The organism is Pseudomonas ovata (assembly GCF_003131185.1).
GTDB lineage: Bacteria > Pseudomonadota > Gammaproteobacteria > Pseudomonadales > Pseudomonadaceae > Aquipseudomonas > Aquipseudomonas ovata.
In genome coordinates this window covers 107,791-124,904 of the sequence record NZ_QFFU01000002.1, presented here as the reverse complement: position 1 = coordinate 124,904, position 17,114 = coordinate 107,791, and the positions used below count along the sequence as shown (strand labels likewise).

Below are 17,114 nucleotides of genomic sequence, written 5' to 3'. Positions count from 1 at the left end.
CATTCTGCCCCCCTGCCGAACAAGTCCTCCGTCATGCCCTTTGAACTCAGTGTCGAACCCACGACCCTTGCCATTCTCGCCGTCGTCGCTTTCGTGGCCGGCTTTATCGATGCCATCGCCGGCGGTGGTGGCCTGCTCACCACACCGGCCCTGATGACCGCCGGCCTGCCGCCGCATCTGGTGCTGGGCACCAATAAACTGTGTGCCACCTTTGGTTCGGCCACTGCCAGTTTTACCTATTACCGGCGCAAACTGTTCGATCCCGGACAATGGAAACCGGCGTTGTTCGGTACCGCCGCGGGTGCCTTGATCGGTGCCATTGTCGCTCATTACCTGCCGGCCGAATGGATCAACCAGATGTTGCCGGTGGTGGTGTTCGCCTGCGGCATCTACCTGCTGTTCGGCGGCACGCCGAAGGCGCCGCTGCTCAGCGATGCGCCGATCAAGCAAGGTCGCCAGTTACCACAAGGGCTGGGCCTGGGATTTTATGACGGTATAGCCGGCCCTGGCACAGGCGCTTTCTGGACCGTCAGCACCCTGCTGCTCTACCCCGTCGACCTGGTCAAGGCCAGCGGCGTGGCGCGCAGCATGAACTTTGTCAGCAATGCCGCGGCGCTGTCGGTGTTTGCGTTCTCCGGCCAGGTCGATGTGGTGATCGGCGTCAGCATGGGCCTGGCGGTGATGCTGGGTGCCTATTTTGGTGCCGGCACCGCGATCAAGGGCGGGGCCAGGTTCATCCGCCCGGTGTTCATCACCATGGTATTGCTACTCACTGTCCGCCTGGCCTGGCAGCACTGGTTCGGGGGCGCCTGAGCGGCGCGCCAGGTACAACTCGATCAGATGCCGGGCAATCGAGCGGCTGGCCGGCAGCGGCGGCATGTCGTGGATGCTGAACCAGCGGGCATCCTCGATCTCGTCGGCTTGAGGCACGATGTCGCCACTTTCATATTCGGCATGAAACCCCAGCATCATCGAGTGCGGGAACGGCCAGCACTGGCTGCCCACGTACTGAATGTTGCGGATCCGCACCTGCACCTCTTCCATCACCTCGCGGCGCACGCAATCCTCGGCCGACTCCCCCGGCTCGGCAAATCCGGCCAGGGTGCTGTAGACCCCGGTCACGAAGCGCGGCGAACGGGCCAGCAGCACCTCGTCACCGCGGGTGATCAACACGATCATGCTCGGGGAAATACGCGGATAGAAACGCAGGTTGTCGTCGGCGCAGTACATCGCCCGCTCGCCAGGCACCTGCACCGTCGGCTTGCCGCACGCGCCACAGAAACGATGTTCCCGGAACCAGGTGGCAATCTGTGCGGCATAGCCCAGCTTCTGGTAGACGGCGTAATCGCCCTCGAGCATGAACTGGCGCAGGCCCTGCCAGGCCAGGCCTTCGACCTCTACCGGGTGCTGCAGCACCCAGACATACACAGGCTCCCCCTCGAAATGGCCGATACCGTGCTCGCCCAACAGCGGCAGGTCGAGGCTGGCCAGCCATTGCCGGGAAAACAGCACCCCTTGCTCGCCCAGCAGGAAACCCTGGGGGCTGTACACCACGGCGCGCCCGCCCGGGGTTTGAGGGTCCAGCACGGCAGTGGTCCAACGGCGTGTCATGCAGTAACTCCTGTGTGAACCGGGCTCAATCGTCGAACACCGGCTTTTGCTTGCTCATCGAAGCCATCATGGCCAGCTTGAGATCGGCTGATTGCAGCATGGACGCGTTCCAGATAGCAACGTGTTCCAGGCCATCATCGATGCGATGGTCGCGCATGTAGTCGATCATGCGCTTGCTGCCTTCGATGGCAATCGGTGATTTTTGTGCGATCTGCCGCGCAATGGCCAGTACCCCGTCCAGCAATTGCGCGTGATCGTCGTAGACCCGATTGACCAGGCCGACCTGTACGGCCTCCTGTGCGTGAACGCTGCGCCCGGTGTAGGCCAGCTCTCGCAGCAGGCCATCACCGATGATACGTGGCAAGCGTTGCAGGGTGCCGACATCGGCTGCCATGCCCATGTCGATTTCACGAATGGCGAACTGCGCATCAACGGCGGCATAGCGCATGTCGCAGGCGGCAATCAAATCGACCCCGGCGCCCAGGCAGTATCCCTGCACGGCTGCCAGCACCGGCTTGCGGCATTGAGCAACGGCCGTGAACGAGGCCTGCATCTGCTCGATCTTGCGCCGCAACAGCCGCGCATTGCGCCCGGCATCAGGCCCCAGCTCGCTGGCGACCGCGCCCAGCAGGGCCAGGTCGATACCGGAGGAAAAGTGCTTGCCCGCGCCGCTGATCACCACCGCGCGGATGCCATCGTGCTCATCGATCCATTGGAAAATCGCCCTGATCTCGTGCCAGAACGCCGCGTTCATGGCATTGAGCTTGTCAGGGCGATTGATCTGCACATGAGCGACCTGCTCATGCAGCTGGACGATGAAGGCTTGATAGTCGGACACGGCAGGTTCCTTTGCGTACGGGACTGAGCGCGGGACTATAACAAGCCTGCCGCCAGCGTCGTAAGGCGGCGCAAGTGCCATTTGCCGGACCACCCGAATGGCCTGCCCGCTTTTCAGCGCAATCCCACAAGGCCTGCAACGGCGTCCTGCAGCGCAACCCCAGGATCACAAATAATCACTAAACCAGAACTCGACAGCCTCTTCATTGACGCCGTCCTTGCCTGTCCAGAAATCCACCGGATAACTCCAGTCCGAGGAGTGACTTTTCCTCGGCGCAAGGCCGATGTAGGTGTAGTGATGGACGAACCCTTTGTGCTCAGGGGTTTCCAGCACCCCCAGATGCCCCAGTAAATCGAGCAAGGCGCGGGACTGCTCTTTATCCATGCCGATGCCCGGAATCGCCCTGAGCTTTTTCTCCAGGGTCACCGGCCTGTCCTGAAGATCGGCGGCCCGCAACACCGACAAGACGTCCTTCAACATGGAAACTGACTGTACGGCGGGCACAGCGGTCTTGTTATGCTCCCTCAGGAACACATACAACTGTTCAGGCGCTCCGCTGTAGGTGGCTCCGACCGAATAACGCGCCAGGTTGCACAGGGTAAAGTCGCGGCTTCTGTTCTTGAACACCCCGCATACATCACACTGGATGCCATGGGTCGATTCAAAACCATGCGCCGGAAAGTTGAGCATGATCGCATACGCCGACAGCGCGGCTCTTTTTTCCGGCAGGCCATTTTCCAGGCCTATCAGAAAAGACGCCACGACCGAGGCCTGGTCAGCGATGCCTTTCTCATGAAACAGTTTTTTGATCAACTCATCGTGCGTCAGGTCTTCGGCCGGCACGATCATGCCGTTGATATGCAGGAGGTTTATCAATTCAGGGTCGGTCATGGCGGCCAACGAGCCACTTCGATAGTAGTGTTTTATGGCCTTGTTCAACTTGCGGTCCATGGTGCTCTTTACCTTAAACGACGATCAATTTGTCACCGGCATAGCCCACCGGCCAATGCCCCAGGCAATACACCGCCACCACCCTTTCCCAACGATGCCCCAGACCTGAATGGCGCTCGGTCACATGCTGCCTGAAGGCAAAGCCGATCGCGTTTTTCGCCGCCAGGCTGAAGTCATGCTGGTCGACGATGAATGCGCGCCTGTCGACGTTTTTCATCGCCTTCATCACCGCCCTGGTGACTGTCAGCCGGCATTCGACCAGGGCTGCGTCGGGCGTGTCCAGTCTGTAGAAGGGATCGTGCTGGGTCGGTGATGTCGGCAGCCATTCAACGTGCGGGTAACCGTCCTTCAAGGATGCCGCAGTGGGCGCTGTGAACACCTCGCGCAGCGTATCGACATAAATCAGATCATCCGCTTGCGCCGTGCGCTTTCCCATGGCCGAAAAGAAATGACTTTTCTCTATTTCAGCCAGTATTGCATCGATAGGCATACTGGATTTTCACCTCGTTATTACGCCATGCTCGCTTATACGGCAAAAGCGCCGGGCAAGGCGCTTCATCCCATGTGCAACGGGAAAAAGCCTGCCGCTGCACACCCGTTGTCCAGCCCGGGTCTAGACTGGTAAAACGTCCGAAAATTGCCCTCCATACTGCAAAAACTCTGAACCCGGCCCGCTCTTTCGAGGTCCAGTATCAGGACACTGCGGCAATTGGCCAGACGCCAGAACCCATGTCCTGTTTTCCCACATGAGGGTTTTCATTGACTACATCCAAGGCAGCAACCGGTATCGAAGGGCTGGATGACATCCTGAGCGGCGGGTTCTCCCGCGGTCATGTGTTTCTGGTCGAAGGTGAGCCTGGTACAGGCAAGACCACCGTGGCGCTGAAGTTCTTGATGACTGGCGCGCAAGCGGGTGAGTCGTGCCTGTACATCACGCTATCGGAGACAGAGCGTGAGCTGCGTGACAGTGCCCGCTCCCATGGCTGGGAGCTGGATGAGCACATCCATGTGTATGAACTGACACCACCGGAGAGCCTGCTCAGTGCCGAGCAGCAGCAAAGCCTGCTGTATTCCTCGGACCTGGAACTGGGCGAGACAATTGCCAAGCTGTTCGAGGCGGTCGAGCGCACCCGCCCTACACGGGTGGTGATCGACAGCCTTTCGGAGATTCGCCTGCTGGCGCAAAGCTCCTTGCGTTACCGTCGCCAGGTACTGGCGATGAAGCACTATTTTGCGCGCTTCGACACAACCGTGCTGTTGCTCGACGACCTGACCACCGACACGCTGGACAAGACCGTGCACAGTGTGGCCCACGGGGTGATTCGCTTGCAGGAAATGACACCGGCCTACGGTGGCGAGCGGCGACGGTTGAAAATCATCAAGTACCGCGGCCAGAAATACCGTGGCGGCTTTCACGACTTCACCATCCTCGAAGGCGGCGTGCAGGTGTTCCCGCGCCTGGTGGCCGCCGAGCATCGCAACCTGTACGAGCGCCGCCAGTACAGCAGTGGCATTGCCGAGCTGGATGGATTGCTCGGGGGCGGTGTCGACAGCGGCTCCAGCACCCTGGTGCTGGGCCCGGCCGGTACGGGCAAGTCGCTTATTTCCCTGGTGTTTGCGGTACAGGCCATGGCCCGTGGCGAACGCGTCGGGCTGTTTGTCTTCGATGAAGAACTGGGCTTGCTGTATGCACGCATGCAAGCGATGGGCATCGATCTGCAGGCGTTTCAGGACAGCGGTCAGCTATGGGTCGAGCAAGTGGATGCAGCGGAACTGTCGCCGGGGGAGTTTTCCCACCGGGTTCGGCATTGCGTGGACAAGCAACAGATCAAGACCGTGATCATCGACAGCCTCAACGGCTATCAGGCGGCCATGCCGGAAGAAAATGCCTTGGTGCTGCATATGCACGAGTTGTTGCTGTACCTTAACCGCCAGGGCGCCTCGACCTTCATGACCGTGGCCCAGCATGGGCTGGTGGGCGACATGCGCGCGCCGGTCGATATCACTTACCTGGCCGACACCGTCATCCTGTTGCGTTACTTCGAGGCGCTGGGCAAAGTACGCCGGGCCGTTTCGGTGATCAAGAAGCGCACCGGCGCCCACGAAACCACGATCCGCGAGTACCGTATCAGCGACAAAGGCTTGCGCATCGGGGCACCTTTGCATGATTTTCAGGGTGTGCTGCGTGGCGTACCCAGCTACCGAGGCGATGGGCAACCCCTGTTGCAGGATGATGAGACGTGATACCAGCTTTTTCCGAACGGGCAATCATCCTGGCCCCCCAGGGCCGCGACAGTCAGATCGCCTCGGCGATTCTCAACGAAGCCGGGCTGCGCACAAAAGTCGCCAGGGATACCACTGAACTGGTCAGGGAGCTGAACATCGGTGCAGGGTTGGCCATCATTGCCGACGAAGCCCTGCGCGGTACTGATTTCAACCCTTTGCTCAACCTGCTGGCCAGTCAACCGGCCTGGTCCGACCTGCCGGTGGTCTTGCTCACCCGGCATGGCGGCCCGGACCAGAACCCATCGACCCGGCTGGGCACCCTGCTGGGCAATGTGACCTTCCTGGAGCGCCCGTTTCACCCGATGACGCTGGTCACGCTGGTAAAGACCGCCGTGCGTGGCCGGCGCCGTCAATACGAGGCGCGGGCGCGCATGGAAGACCTGCTGGAGGGCGAAAGGCGCTTGCAGAACGCCCTCACCGCCGGGCGCCTGGGATCGTGGCAACTGGAAGCCGAGTTTCTGACCCTGACCTGTTCGGCCATCAGCAAAGCCCACTACGGGCTCGATGAAAATGCCACGTTCGGCTATGAGGACTGGCTGGCTTCGGTCTATGCCGCCGACCAGCCGCGCATGCAATCGGCCTTGCAGCGCAGCCTGGACACCGGCGTCGACTTCATTATCGAATACCGCAACCTGTGGCCCGACGGCTCGCTCAACTGGGTCGATGTGCGTGCCCGGGCCATTTATGGCAAAAGCGGCCAGGTCATTGCCCTGGTCGGCGTCACCTCCGACATCAGCGAGCGCAAGCAGGCCGAAGCCGAGCTGCGACGGCTCAACGAGACCCTCGAACAACAGGTCGAAGAGCGTACCTCGCAATTGCGGCACAACGAGGAGGTGCTGCGCCAGTCACAGAAAATGGAAGCGGTGGGCCAGCTCACCGGCGGCATCGCCCATGACTTCAACAACATGCTGACCGGCATCATCGGTAGCCTCGAGCTGATGCGCCGGCGCATCGCTCGCGGGCGGGTCGATGACCTCGACAACCTGATCGACCTGGGCGTGACTTCGGCCAACCGTGCTGCCGCCCTCACCCACCGGCTGCTGGCTTTTTCCCGGCGTCAGTCACTCGACTCAAGGCCGGTGGAAATGAACCACCTGGTCAAGGCCATGGACGAACTGATCCTGCGCAGCCTGAGCGAAAGCATTCATCTGGACATGCGCCTGGACACTGACCTGTGGACGGCTGAAGCCGATCCCAACCAGCTTGAAAGCGCCCTGCTCAACCTGGTGCTCAATGCCCGCGACGCCATGCCCGGTGGCGGCCTGCTGCGCGTCGAGACGCGCAACGAGCGGCTGGAGCGCAGCTTTACCGATGCGCACGAGAACCTGCTGCCGGGCGACTACGTGCTGCTCAGCGTCAGCGACACCGGCTGCGGCATGCCGGAAAACGTGGTCAGTCGCGCGTTCGATCCCTTTTTCACGACCAAGCCGATCGGCCAGGGCACCGGCCTTGGCCTGTCGATGATCTATGGCTTCAGCAAGCAATCGCGTGGCCACGTGATGATCGACAGCGAGGTGGGCCGTGGCACCACGGTCAAACTCTACCTGCCCCGCCATCAGGGCGTGCAGGAAGATGAGCAGATGACTTTCCAGAGCAACGCCACCTTTGCCAAGGCCGGCGAAACCGTGTTGATCGTCGAGGACGATCCGGCTGTGCGCACCCTGGTCAGCGAAGTGCTCAGTGAGCTGGGTTATGCCTTTATCGAAGCAGCCGACGGCCAGAGCGCCGTGCCGCTGCTGCAGTCAGCGACACGCATCGATCTGCTGATCAGTGATGTAGGGCTGCCGGGCATGAACGGTCGGCAACTGGCCGAAATCGCCCGGCAATTGCGCCCGGGCCTGAAGGTGCTGTTCATCACCGGCTACGCCGAGCATGCTGCCGTGCGTGCTGATTTTCTGGGCAGCGATATGCAGATGATCACCAAACCCTTTGCGTTCGACCACCTGACCTCGAAAGTGCGGGAGATGATCGAAGCCTGACAGCGTCAGGCCGCAGGATCAGGCCAGCAGGGACTCGATCTGGGAGTGCAGGGTTTCCATGGTGAAGGGCTTGGCCAGGATGGGCGCCCTGGAGGCGATGGGGCTGCCGGAGTCGACGATCTCCGCCGGGTAGCCGCTGATGAAAATCACCTTCAGGTCCGGGCGCAGCTTGACGGCAGGCTCGGCAATCATCACCCCCGAAATGCCGCCCGGCAGGCGGTAATCGGTGATCATCAGGTCCAGGTGCGGTCGCGTGGCCAATATTTCGAAGGCCTGCTCGCCATTTTCGGCCTGCAGCACACGATACCCCACGCCCGACAGGTAGTCGGCCAGCAGCATCATGATCAGGGGTTCGTCTTCAACGATCAGTACAACGTCTTGGGCATCAGCGCTCATGGAACGGCCTTCAATCTTCTAATAGCTGCCAATACGACCACGGCATGCACGGGAGGTTGCGCGAAATGCAGGACAATTCGTGCGTTGCTGGAGTTTATTGTCATCAGGGTCACGCCGGCACTTGCAAGGGCAGGCGCACGATGAAGGTCGACCCCTTGCCTTCTTCGCTTTCGACCAGAATCCGGCCACCGTGGGCCATGACAATCTGCTCGGAAATGAACAGCCCAAGGCCCAGCCCGGCCACGGCATGATTGGCCGTGACCCGCTCGAACTGCTGGAAGATCCGCTTCTGGTTGGCCTCGCAAATCCCTATGCCGTGGTCAATGACCTCGATGCACGCCTGCTGCTGATCGGCGTCGGCATACACCCGGACTTCGACCGGCTTGCCGGCACCGTAGCGCAAGGCATTGGTCAACAGGTTGACAATGACCTGCTCGATGCGAAATTCGTCCCACACGCCAATCACCGGCTGTTCGGCGCTGAGGCTTATGGAGCAGCGGGCGGCCGCACTCTGGGCGGCAAAGTTTTCCAGCAGCTGACTGGCCAGCTCCGACAGGTCGAACGGGCTGGTGCGAATCGACAGCTTGCCGGTGCGGATGCGCGACACATCGAGCATGTCTTCGATCAGGCGGATCAGGCTCTGGATCTGGCGCTCGTCCCGTTCGACCATGCCACGCAGCTTGTCCATGCTGAACGCGGCTTCGTTGTTCTTGGCCAAATGCAACTTGCGCAACTGGGTTTCCAGGATCAGGCCGTTGAGCGGCGTGCGCACCTCGTGCGAGACGATCGACATGAAGTCGTCACGCATGCGCACGGCATGCTCCAGCTCGGCCTGGGTGGCCTGCAGGCGCTGCAGCAGCACCTCTTGTTCCTGGCGGCTCTGCTCCAGCGCCTCGACCTGCTGCTTCATGGCCTTGCGCTGGCGGTACAGCTCGACGAACACATTGACCTTGCTCTTGACCGCATGGATGTCCAGCGGCTTGTGGAGAAAGTCCACCGCACCGCTTTCATAACCCTTGAAGGCATAGTTGAGCTCGCGGCCAGCCGCTGTGACAAAGACGATGGGGATATGCTTGGTCTTTTCCGTGCTGCGCATCATCTCGGCCAGTTCGAAGCCGTTCATGCCGGGCATCTGCACATCGAGCATGGCCAGGGCGAATTCGTGCTGGAGCAGCAACGACAGCGCCTCATCGGCCGACAGCGCCTTGTAGACGATGCGGTCTTCACGCTTGATCAAGGCTTCCAGGGCCAGCAGGTTCTCTGGCAGGTCGTCGACGATCAACAGTTTTGTCTGGGTACTACTTAGCATGCGATTCGTTCCAGCTGGACCAGCAAGTGACCGATGTCCGACAAGGGCAACAGGTAATCGGGCGTGTGCAACTTCAACCCGGCTTCGGGCATGGTGCGCACCTGGGCGCATTGCGGATCCTGGATCACGGTCAGCCCCCCTGCAGTCTTTATGTGCGCCAGCCCCCGGGCGCCGTCGTTGTTGGCACCGGTCAGTAATATACCCGCCAGCCCGGGCCCCAAGGCGTCGGCCGCAGAATCAAAGAGAATGTCGATACTGGGGCGTGAATGAAACACCTTGTCTTCCTGGCTCAACGACAGGCTGAGGTCATCCTCGACCGACAGGTGATAACCGGACGGCGCAAAATACAGCGTGCCGGCCTTGATGCTTTCTTTGTCGCGGGCCTCGTGCACCGGAATCGGCAAACGGTTCTGAAACACCTGCGCCAGCTGACTGCTGCGTGTTTCAGGCAGGTGCAGCACCACCAGGATCGGCAGTCGAAAGCCCGGCCGCACGTGACGCAGCACCGTCAGCAATGCTTCTACCCCGCCGGCCGAAGCGCCCATCACCACCGCATTGACCCTTGGCAGGTCGCCTGCGGCTTGCCCCTCGAATGATGTCTTCATGACTTGCGATAAATCCGTTCGGGCTTGACCAGGGTTTCGAAGGCATCGCTGTATCCGGAAAAATCCAGGGTTTCCTTGCTGCCCAAGGCCAGGAAGCCTCGATGACAAAGGGAGTTGTGAAACAGTCCGAAGGCGCGATCCTGCAATTTTTTATTGAAGTAGATCAATACGTTACGGCAAGAAATCAAATGAGTTTCGGAAAATACGCTGTCGGTGGCCAGACTATGATCGGCAAACGTTACCGTCTCGCGCAGGGTCTTGTCGAAAATCGCATAGTTGTAGCCTGAGGTGTAATAGTCGGACAACTGACCGAGCCCGCCGGCAAGCCGGTAATTCTCAGCCCAGCCATGGACGCTGTCCATCGAGAAAATGCCCTGCTTGGCTTTCTCCAGTGAATGGGGATTGATGTCGGTGGCGTAAATGATCGTACGCTCCAGCAGTCCTTCTTCACGCAGCAGGATGGCGGTCGAGTAGACCTCTTCACCCGTGCTGCAGCCGGCAATCCAGACTTTCAGCGAGGGATAGGTGCGCAGCAGTGGCACCACTTCACGACGAATCGCCAGGAAGTGCGAGGGGTCGCGAAACATCTCGCTGACCGGAATGGTCAGCAATTGCAGCAACTGCATGAAGGCCGCCGGGTCGTGCAGCACACGCTCCTGCAACGCCGAGATGGTGCTGCACTCGAACTGGCGCAGGGCGTGCTGCACACGGCGCTTGACCGAAGCGCCGGAGTAATCGCGAAAATCGTAGCTGTACTTGAGGTAGATCGCCTCGATCAACAGGCGCAGCTCGATATCGGCATTCTTGTCGTAAGACATGCTAGAACCTGACGAGGTGTCTCGGAATGCTGCTTGGGCCGCAGACACTCAAATACGTTCCATTTTCGGCAGCCAGACGCGGATCAGGGAAAACAGCCTGTCCAGGTCGATCGGCTTGGCCAGGTAATCGTTGGCACCGGCCTGCAGGCAACGCTCCTGATCATCCTTCATGGCCTTGGCGGTCACGGCAATGATCGGCAGCTTGCGCCAGCGCGGGTCCTTGCGAATCTCCATGGTCGCTTCGAAACCGTCCATTTCCGGCATCATCACATCCATCAGCACCAGATCGATGTCCTCTACCGCATTGAGCCGTTCGATGGCCTCCAGGCCATTACGCGCCACTTCGACCACCGCCCCCTTGTGTTCCAGGGCACTGGTGAGGGCGAAGATATTGCGCACATCGTCATCGACCACCAGCACTTTACGGGCCTCGAAGACCTTGTCGCGGCTGCGGGCGGTCATGAGCATTTTCTGCCGCTCGTTGGACAATTGCGATTCGACCTTGTGCAGGAACAGGGTGACCTCATCGAGCAGCCGTTCCGGCGAGCGGGCACCCTTGATGATGATCGAGCGCGAGTACTTCATCAACTCGGCCTCCTCATCGCGGGTCATGTTGCGACCGGTGTAGACGATGACCGGCGGGAAGGCACAGATGTCTTCGGTGGCCATGCGCTTGAGCAACTCGTTGCCGAGCATGTCGGGCAGCTTCAGATCGATGATCATGCAGTCGTAGACGTGCTCGCGCAGCAGGTCCAGCGCTTCCTGGGCATAGCCTACGGCGGTGATCTCGATATCATCGTCGCCGATCAGGCGCGCAATGCTGTCGCGCTGCAGGGCATCGTCTTCGACCAGCAGGATGCGCTTGACCTTCTGGGTCAGCTTGGCTTCGAGCTTGGCGAACACGTCCTTGAGCTCTTCGCGGGTCGTAGGCTTGACCGCATAACCGATCGCGCCCATGTGCATGGCCGCTTCCTGACGGTCTTCGACCGAGATTACATGCACCGGAATGTGCCGTGTTTCGGCCTGTTCCTTGAGACGCTGCAGCACGGTCAACCCGGAATGATCCGGCAGGCGCATGTCGAGCAATACGGCATCAGGGGTGTAGGCCAGCGCCAGGTTGAAGCCCTCGTCGGCGGCGTGCGCCACCAGGCAGTGGTAGCCCAGCTCGTGGGCCAGGTCGAAGAGGATCTGCGCAAACGACACGTCATCTTCAATCACCAGGATGCAACGGTGCTCGAACGGCGCCTTGTGCCGGTCATCGGCAAAAGGTGCCGCCGCCACCTCGACCGGCAAGGCCGGCGGCGCAGGCTCGGCCCGACGCGGGAGCAGCGTGCCGACGCCTGGGGACATGGCCGATACGGCAGGCGACAACGGCATCACCGGCGCCTCACCGTCACCGCTCCAGGTCTGCGGCAGCACCAGGGTAAAGATACTGCCCTGGCCCGGTTCGCTGACCACGCTGATCGAGCCGCCCAGCAAGGCGGCCAGGTCACGGGAAATGGACAGGCCCAGGCCCGTGCCGCCATAGCGACGGTTGGTGGTGCCATCGGCCTGATGGAACGCCTCGAAGATACTTTGCAGTTGATCACCGGCAATACCGATGCCTGAATCGCGCACCGCAAAGGCGATGCCTTCGCCGGGCTGGCACGAGACGATCAGGCTGACCGTACCGTTCTCGGTGAACTTGACAGCGTTGGACAAGAGGTTCTTGAGGATCTGCTCCAGGCGCTGGAAGTCGGTGTACAGCAAGGCCGGCGCACCCTCTTGCAGTTCGACGTTGAACTGGAGGCGCTTTTGATCGGCCAACGGCTGGAAGACGTTGTGCAGGTTTTCCACCAGACGGGCAACACTGCCGTTTTCAGGGCGTACTTCGAGCTTGCCGGCCTCGACCTTGGCGATGTCGAGGATATCGTTGATCAGGTTGAGCAGGTCATTGCCCGCCGAATAGATCGACTCGGCAAACTTGACTTGCTCATCGGTCAGGTTACGGGTGGGGTTTTCCGACAACAGCTTGGCCAGAATCAATGAGCTGTTGAGCGGCGTGCGCAGCTCGTGGGACATGTTGGCCAGAAATTCCGACTTGTAGCGGCTGGAGCGCTGCAGTTCATCGGCACGGGCCTGCAACTGCACCTGGGCATGGCTTAACGCTTCGTTGTTGCGGTCCAGCGCATCGCGTTGCTCGGACAGTGCCTGGCCCTGCTCGGCCAGTTGCTGGTTGGTCTGTTCAAGTTCGGCCTGCTGGGTTTCCAGGTGCGCCTGGGATTCCTTGAGAATCCGCGATTGCTCTTCGAGCTCTTCGTTGGCGGTGCGCAGCTCTTCCTGCTGCACCTGCAACTCTTCATTGAGCTGCTGGGTCTCGCTGAGCACTTCCTGCAGGCGCTGGCGATAGCGCGCCGCCTCGACCGAAGTGCCGACGTTGTCGGACACCAGTTCGAGAAACTCCAGGTCACGCTCGGTCAAGGGACGCAAGAAGCCCAGCTCGACCACGGCGTTGACCTGATTGTCATTGCTGGTCGGCACGATCGCCACGCTGCACGGCTCGCTCTGGCCCAGGCCTGAACTGACCTTGAAGTGATCACCCGGCAGATTGTCCAGGGTGATGATACGGTCTTGTTGTACGGCCTGGCCGATCACGCCCTCATCGGCATAGATCGATTGTTCATGCTGCTCTTGCTCACGGGAGAAGCCATAGGAGGCGACCCGTACCAGCCCGCCGTGCTCCTGGCGCACGTAGACCGCAGCCACCACGGCGCCCAGGTACTGGGCAAAAAATTGCAACACATTGCGCCCGACCAGGTTCAGGGTCAGTTGCCCCAGCACTTGCTCGGCCAGCGCGCTCTGGCCGTTGCGCAGCCATGCCACCTTTTCCAGGCGCTCGGCGTTGACCTGTTGCAGCTTGAGGTTGGCGTCATAGGTGGTCGACAGCGACAGCAGGTCACGCCGTCCCACCCAGGCCAGCGCGCCACTGACACTGAGCACGAAAATCAGGTACAAGGTGACCGACAGCACCGTGGTACGGGTCACATCGGCATTGCGGTTGAGGCGCAGCTGCTGCTCCATCGATACGGCCAGGTCGTATTCGGTGCGCATCTGGTCAGTGATGCGCTTGCCGCGCCCGGACGCCGTAGGCGTCAGGTAATCACCGTTGTCGCGGCGCAGGTTGATCATCTGCTGGGCGAAGTTATCCCACTCGGCCTGCAGGGTAGACAACCGGCGGATGCGGTCCTGCTGGGTCGGATTGTCCGCCACCAGCCCCTGCAACCCGTCCAGTTCGGCCTTGAGCAGCGGCCGGGCCACCTCATAAGGGTCGAGAAAATGCTCGTCACCGACCAACAGGTAACCGCGCATGCCGGTTTCCATGTCGATGGACAGCTTCATCGAGCGGTTGATGTTGTTGATCACCCGGTCGGTGTGCTCGACCCATTGGATGGCCTGCAGCAGGTAGTTGATCAGAATGATGAAAAACACGGCGCTGAGCACGCCGACACCCAGCGGCAGACCGACGTTACGCCCCAGCAGCTTGCGAAAGCGCTGCGCGTCGATGTTGGAAAGGCGGTTCATGAAAAGTCCCTGATGGCTCAGTGAAACTACGGAGTTTGCCGCAAACTTGACAAAAAGACTCGCCTTTCGGCCGTACGGGATTGAAATTCCAGACATAAATCGGCGATAAGCTCGCCCACATCACAGAAAGCCGACTGTTTTAGAGCAGGCATGCATGGCGCAGGCTAGTTATGGAACTTCTTGGGGTGTTTTACTTACAGATTCAGAAGGCAGCACGATAACGCCGCCTTCATGACCATTTCCAGGGGAGTTAACCATGTCCGATCCAACCAGCACGATTCTAGTGGTCGAAGACGACGACATCGTGCGCATGCTGATCGTCGATGTCCTTGAAGAGCTGGAGTACAAGGTGCTTGAAGCCGCCAACGCCGAAGAAGCACTGACAACGCTCGAAAGCGACACCCCTATCGACCTGCTGATGACCGATCAGGGCCTGCCTGACATGAAAGGCACGGACCTGGCTGTGGCCGCTCGCAGGCTGCGGGCACAACTGCCGGTGCTGTTCGCCAGCGGTTATTCAGAAAACATCGACGTACCGGCCGGTATGCACCTGATCGGCAAGCCGTTTTCCATCGATCAATTGCGTGACAAGGTGGTCGCCATTCTTGGCCAGGCCATGACTTACCCCACGTGATTGCTGCCTCCTCCCGCCCTGTACGCCTGCTGTTGATTGGCTATGTCTGGCCGGAGCCTCGCTCTTCGGCCGCCAGTGGGCATGTGATGCAACTGATCCAGAGCTTTCTTGATCAGGGCTGGCAGATCACCTTCGCCAGCCCTGCCAGCGAAGGCGCCCACAAGGCCGACCTGGCCAGCCTTGGCATTGATGAGCAGACCATCGAGCTCAATAGCAGCAGCTTTGATGAGTTTGTCTGCCAACTGGCGCCCGATGTCGTAGTGTTCGATCAGTTCATGATTGAGGAGCAGTTCGGCTGGCGCGTCGAGAAACACTGCCCCGGCGCCTTGCGCATCCTGGAAACGTCGGACCTGCAGAGCTTGCGCCACGCACGCCATCAGCACCTCAAGGACTTGCTCAAGGATCCGCGGCAGGCCGATGAATGCCCAGGTCTTTTCAACCAGTCATTCGAGACGTTGTTTGAGCAGATGGCCGGGACTGACCTGGCGCAGCGCGAAATCGCCGCGCTGTACCGCTGCGACCTGAACCTGATGACGTCAGATGTGGAAATGCAGTTGCTGACCGAGCAGTTCAGCCTGCCAGAGGCGCTGTTGCACTGGTGCCCGCTGATGGTCGAAGACCCGGTGATCGACACGCCGATCTTCGAAGACCGCGCGCACTTTCTGAGCATCGGCAATTTTCGCCATGCGCCCAACTGGGACGCGGTGCTGTGGATGAAACAAGCCATCTGGCCGTTGATCCGCCAGCAACTGCCAGGGGCGCAATTGCATGTGTATGGCGCCTACACCCCGCCCAAGGCCACCGCCTTGCACAATGCCGCGCAAGGTTTTCATGTGATGGACTGGGCCGAAGACGCCTTGGCCGTCATGAGTCAGGCGCGGGTCTGCCTGGCGCCGTTGCGCTTTGGTGCGGGGATCAAGGGCAAGCTGATCGACGCCATGCTGTGCGGCACACCCTCGGTCACCACGCCGATCGGCGCGGAAGCCATGCAGGGCACCTGGTCCTGGCCGGGCCTGGTTGAAGGCAGTGCCGAAGCCATCGCTGCGGCTGCCGTGCGGCTGTATCAGGATCAGGCGTTATGGGAGCAGGCCCGGCATGCGGGTCATGCGCTGTTGCAGGCGCGCTATCAGTACCGCGAGCATGCCCGAAACCTGATTGAACGCATCGAAGCCCTGCGCCTCGACCTTCCCCGGCATCGCCTGCGCAACTTTACCGGGGCCATGCTGCGCCATCATCAGCACAAGAGCACGCAGTACATGGCCCAATGGATCGAAGCGAAGAATCGCGCTTCCTAGACCCACCCGGACGAATCTGACGCCTGGAGGCCTGCGTTCGCGACCGCTGGTCGCGCCTACGGGTTTTGGGGCGAGCGCTTGTTGAGGGCTCGACCCAATTCCCGCAAGTGTCCGCGTGGAGGCCAGCCATTAACCGATCAAGCCGGCCTTGAGCGCCTTGATGCGCACATTGATGTCCTGCTGGGCGACTTCCTGCTGTTGCTTGAGCGCGTCCTTGAATTTCTCGTCCACGCCGCGCTTTTCTTCGGGGCTCATGGCCTCGTATTCTTCCTTGCTGACGCCAGTCAACTGCTCGCGCAGCCGGTCTTCGGCTGGCAGCTTCATGTAGTCGAGAAACTGCTGCTGGGCCGACGTGTAGGTCGTGTCATTGGCGGCCAGTGCCGTATCCCCACTGGCCGCGTTGTCGCGCTCGGCGACAGCGTCCGACACTGTTGTTTCGGTCTGGGTCTTGAGCCCGAGCATCATCCGGGCAAAAGACTCGTCATAGGCGGTACTGCCACCGGCGCCCTTGTGCGAGGCACTGTGGTCGGCACTTGAGCTGAGCGTTGCGGCCGCCGCCTGGACAGGGGGCGGTGCAACCAGGCTGAACGACGCCTGTGAAAGTTCGTCAAGCGCCCCGCGCCCGACAGCAAACCTGGAGGCCAGGTTTTCGATCGTGCTATTGCTGACTAGCATGTGAGTAATCTCCTGCTGTAGCGGGGCGATCCAGCCCCGGCCTGTAGCCCAGCAAGATGGATGCCAGCGCCCTAAAGAGCATCATCCTGTGCATTGGCAGGCCCTGGCAGATGATGGCCAATGACCAGGCCCGGACAGCGGTTGCCAGAGGCGGCA

The 17,114-nt window shown here is 60.7% G+C and carries 15 protein-coding genes; 5 read left to right on the top strand and 10 right to left on the bottom strand.

Translation table 11 applies throughout. The annotated features are described in order from the left end of the window. Positions 1-33 precede the first annotated feature (33 nt). Positions 34-813, top strand: a complete 780-nt coding sequence (locus DGA31_RS03710) for a TSUP family transporter (protein ID WP_056839615.1) — start codon at positions 34-36, stop codon at positions 811-813. Here the strand turns inward: DGA31_RS03710 and nudC are convergent. The 4 genes from nudC to DGA31_RS03690 all read right to left on the bottom strand — a co-directional run bounded on the left by nudC (position 766) and on the right by DGA31_RS03690 (position 3,890). Next, positions 766-1,611 carry an NAD(+) diphosphatase gene (gene nudC, locus DGA31_RS03705; RefSeq protein WP_109511581.1) on the bottom strand — a complete coding sequence of 282 codons (846 nt, stop codon included), beginning with the start codon at positions 1,609-1,611 and terminating at the stop codon, positions 766-768. The genes DGA31_RS03710 and nudC overlap by 48 nt on opposite strands. A 25-nt stretch (positions 1,612-1,636) precedes the next feature. Next, positions 1,637-2,449: a crotonase/enoyl-CoA hydratase family protein gene (locus DGA31_RS03700; protein WP_056839617.1), complete on the bottom strand. Its 813-nt coding sequence runs from the start codon at positions 2,447-2,449 to the stop codon at positions 1,637-1,639. Between the two features lie 165 nt (positions 2,450-2,614). Further along, entirely contained in the window at positions 2,615-3,400 is a 786-nt protein-coding gene (locus tag DGA31_RS03695; protein WP_109511580.1) for a hypothetical protein, read from the bottom strand. Positions 3,401-3,413: 13 nt separating this feature from the next. Continuing rightward, entirely contained in the window at positions 3,414-3,890 is a 477-nt protein-coding gene (locus tag DGA31_RS03690) for a hypothetical protein (RefSeq protein WP_152034989.1), read from the bottom strand. Between the two features lie 269 nt (positions 3,891-4,159). Between DGA31_RS03690 and DGA31_RS03685 the strand changes: the two genes are divergently transcribed. Together DGA31_RS03685 and DGA31_RS03680 are read left to right on the top strand one after the other, a co-directional pair. Continuing rightward, positions 4,160-5,644 carry an ATPase domain-containing protein gene (locus DGA31_RS03685; protein ID WP_056839621.1) on the top strand — a complete coding sequence of 495 codons (1,485 nt, stop codon included), beginning with the start codon at positions 4,160-4,162 and terminating at the stop codon, positions 5,642-5,644. Then, positions 5,641-7,665 carry a response regulator gene (locus DGA31_RS03680; RefSeq protein WP_056839622.1) on the top strand — a complete coding sequence of 675 codons (2,025 nt, stop codon included), beginning with the start codon at positions 5,641-5,643 and terminating at the stop codon, positions 7,663-7,665. The genes DGA31_RS03685 and DGA31_RS03680 overlap by 4 nt, the downstream gene beginning before the upstream one ends. 18 nt (positions 7,666-7,683) lie before the next feature. On the opposite strand, the gene DGA31_RS03675 is transcribed toward DGA31_RS03680, so the two are convergent. From DGA31_RS03675 to DGA31_RS03655, 5 genes are all read right to left on the bottom strand, one after another. After that, positions 7,684-8,061 (bottom strand): response regulator, encoded by a 378-nt coding sequence (locus DGA31_RS03675; RefSeq protein WP_056839623.1) that lies wholly within the window; start codon positions 8,059-8,061, stop codon positions 7,684-7,686. 109 nt (positions 8,062-8,170) lie between these two features. Continuing rightward, positions 8,171-9,370: a hybrid sensor histidine kinase/response regulator gene (locus tag DGA31_RS03670; RefSeq protein ID WP_056839624.1), complete on the bottom strand. Its 1,200-nt coding sequence runs from the start codon at positions 9,368-9,370 to the stop codon at positions 8,171-8,173. Beyond that, complete coding sequence (locus tag DGA31_RS03665; RefSeq protein WP_056839625.1) at positions 9,364-9,975, bottom strand: chemotaxis protein CheB; 612 nt, start codon at positions 9,973-9,975, stop codon at positions 9,364-9,366. The genes DGA31_RS03670 and DGA31_RS03665 overlap by 7 nt, the downstream gene beginning before the upstream one ends. Then, positions 9,972-10,793 (bottom strand): CheR family methyltransferase, encoded by an 822-nt coding sequence (locus DGA31_RS03660; protein ID WP_056839626.1) that lies wholly within the window; start codon positions 10,791-10,793, stop codon positions 9,972-9,974. The genes DGA31_RS03665 and DGA31_RS03660 overlap by 4 nt, the downstream gene beginning before the upstream one ends. A 48-nt stretch (positions 10,794-10,841) precedes the next feature. Beyond that, positions 10,842-14,354 carry a response regulator gene (locus DGA31_RS03655; RefSeq protein WP_109511578.1) on the bottom strand — a complete coding sequence of 1,171 codons (3,513 nt, stop codon included), beginning with the start codon at positions 14,352-14,354 and terminating at the stop codon, positions 10,842-10,844. 256 nt (positions 14,355-14,610) lie between these two features. Between DGA31_RS03655 and DGA31_RS03650 the strand changes: the two genes are divergently transcribed. Then, complete coding sequence (locus DGA31_RS03650) at positions 14,611-14,988, top strand: response regulator (protein WP_056839628.1); 378 nt, start codon at positions 14,611-14,613, stop codon at positions 14,986-14,988. Continuing rightward, positions 14,985-16,283 (top strand): glycosyltransferase, encoded by a 1,299-nt coding sequence (locus DGA31_RS03645; protein ID WP_241509518.1) that lies wholly within the window; start codon positions 14,985-14,987, stop codon positions 16,281-16,283. Before DGA31_RS03650 ends, DGA31_RS03645 begins: the two co-directional genes overlap by 4 nt. A 129-nt stretch (positions 16,284-16,412) precedes the next feature. Here DGA31_RS03645 and DGA31_RS03640 read toward each other — a convergent pair whose 3' ends face one another. Continuing rightward, on the bottom strand, positions 16,413-16,958 hold the full coding sequence (locus DGA31_RS03640; RefSeq protein ID WP_109511577.1) for a hypothetical protein: 546 nt from the start codon (positions 16,956-16,958) through the stop codon (positions 16,413-16,415). Between the last annotated feature and the right edge of the window lie 156 nt (positions 16,959-17,114).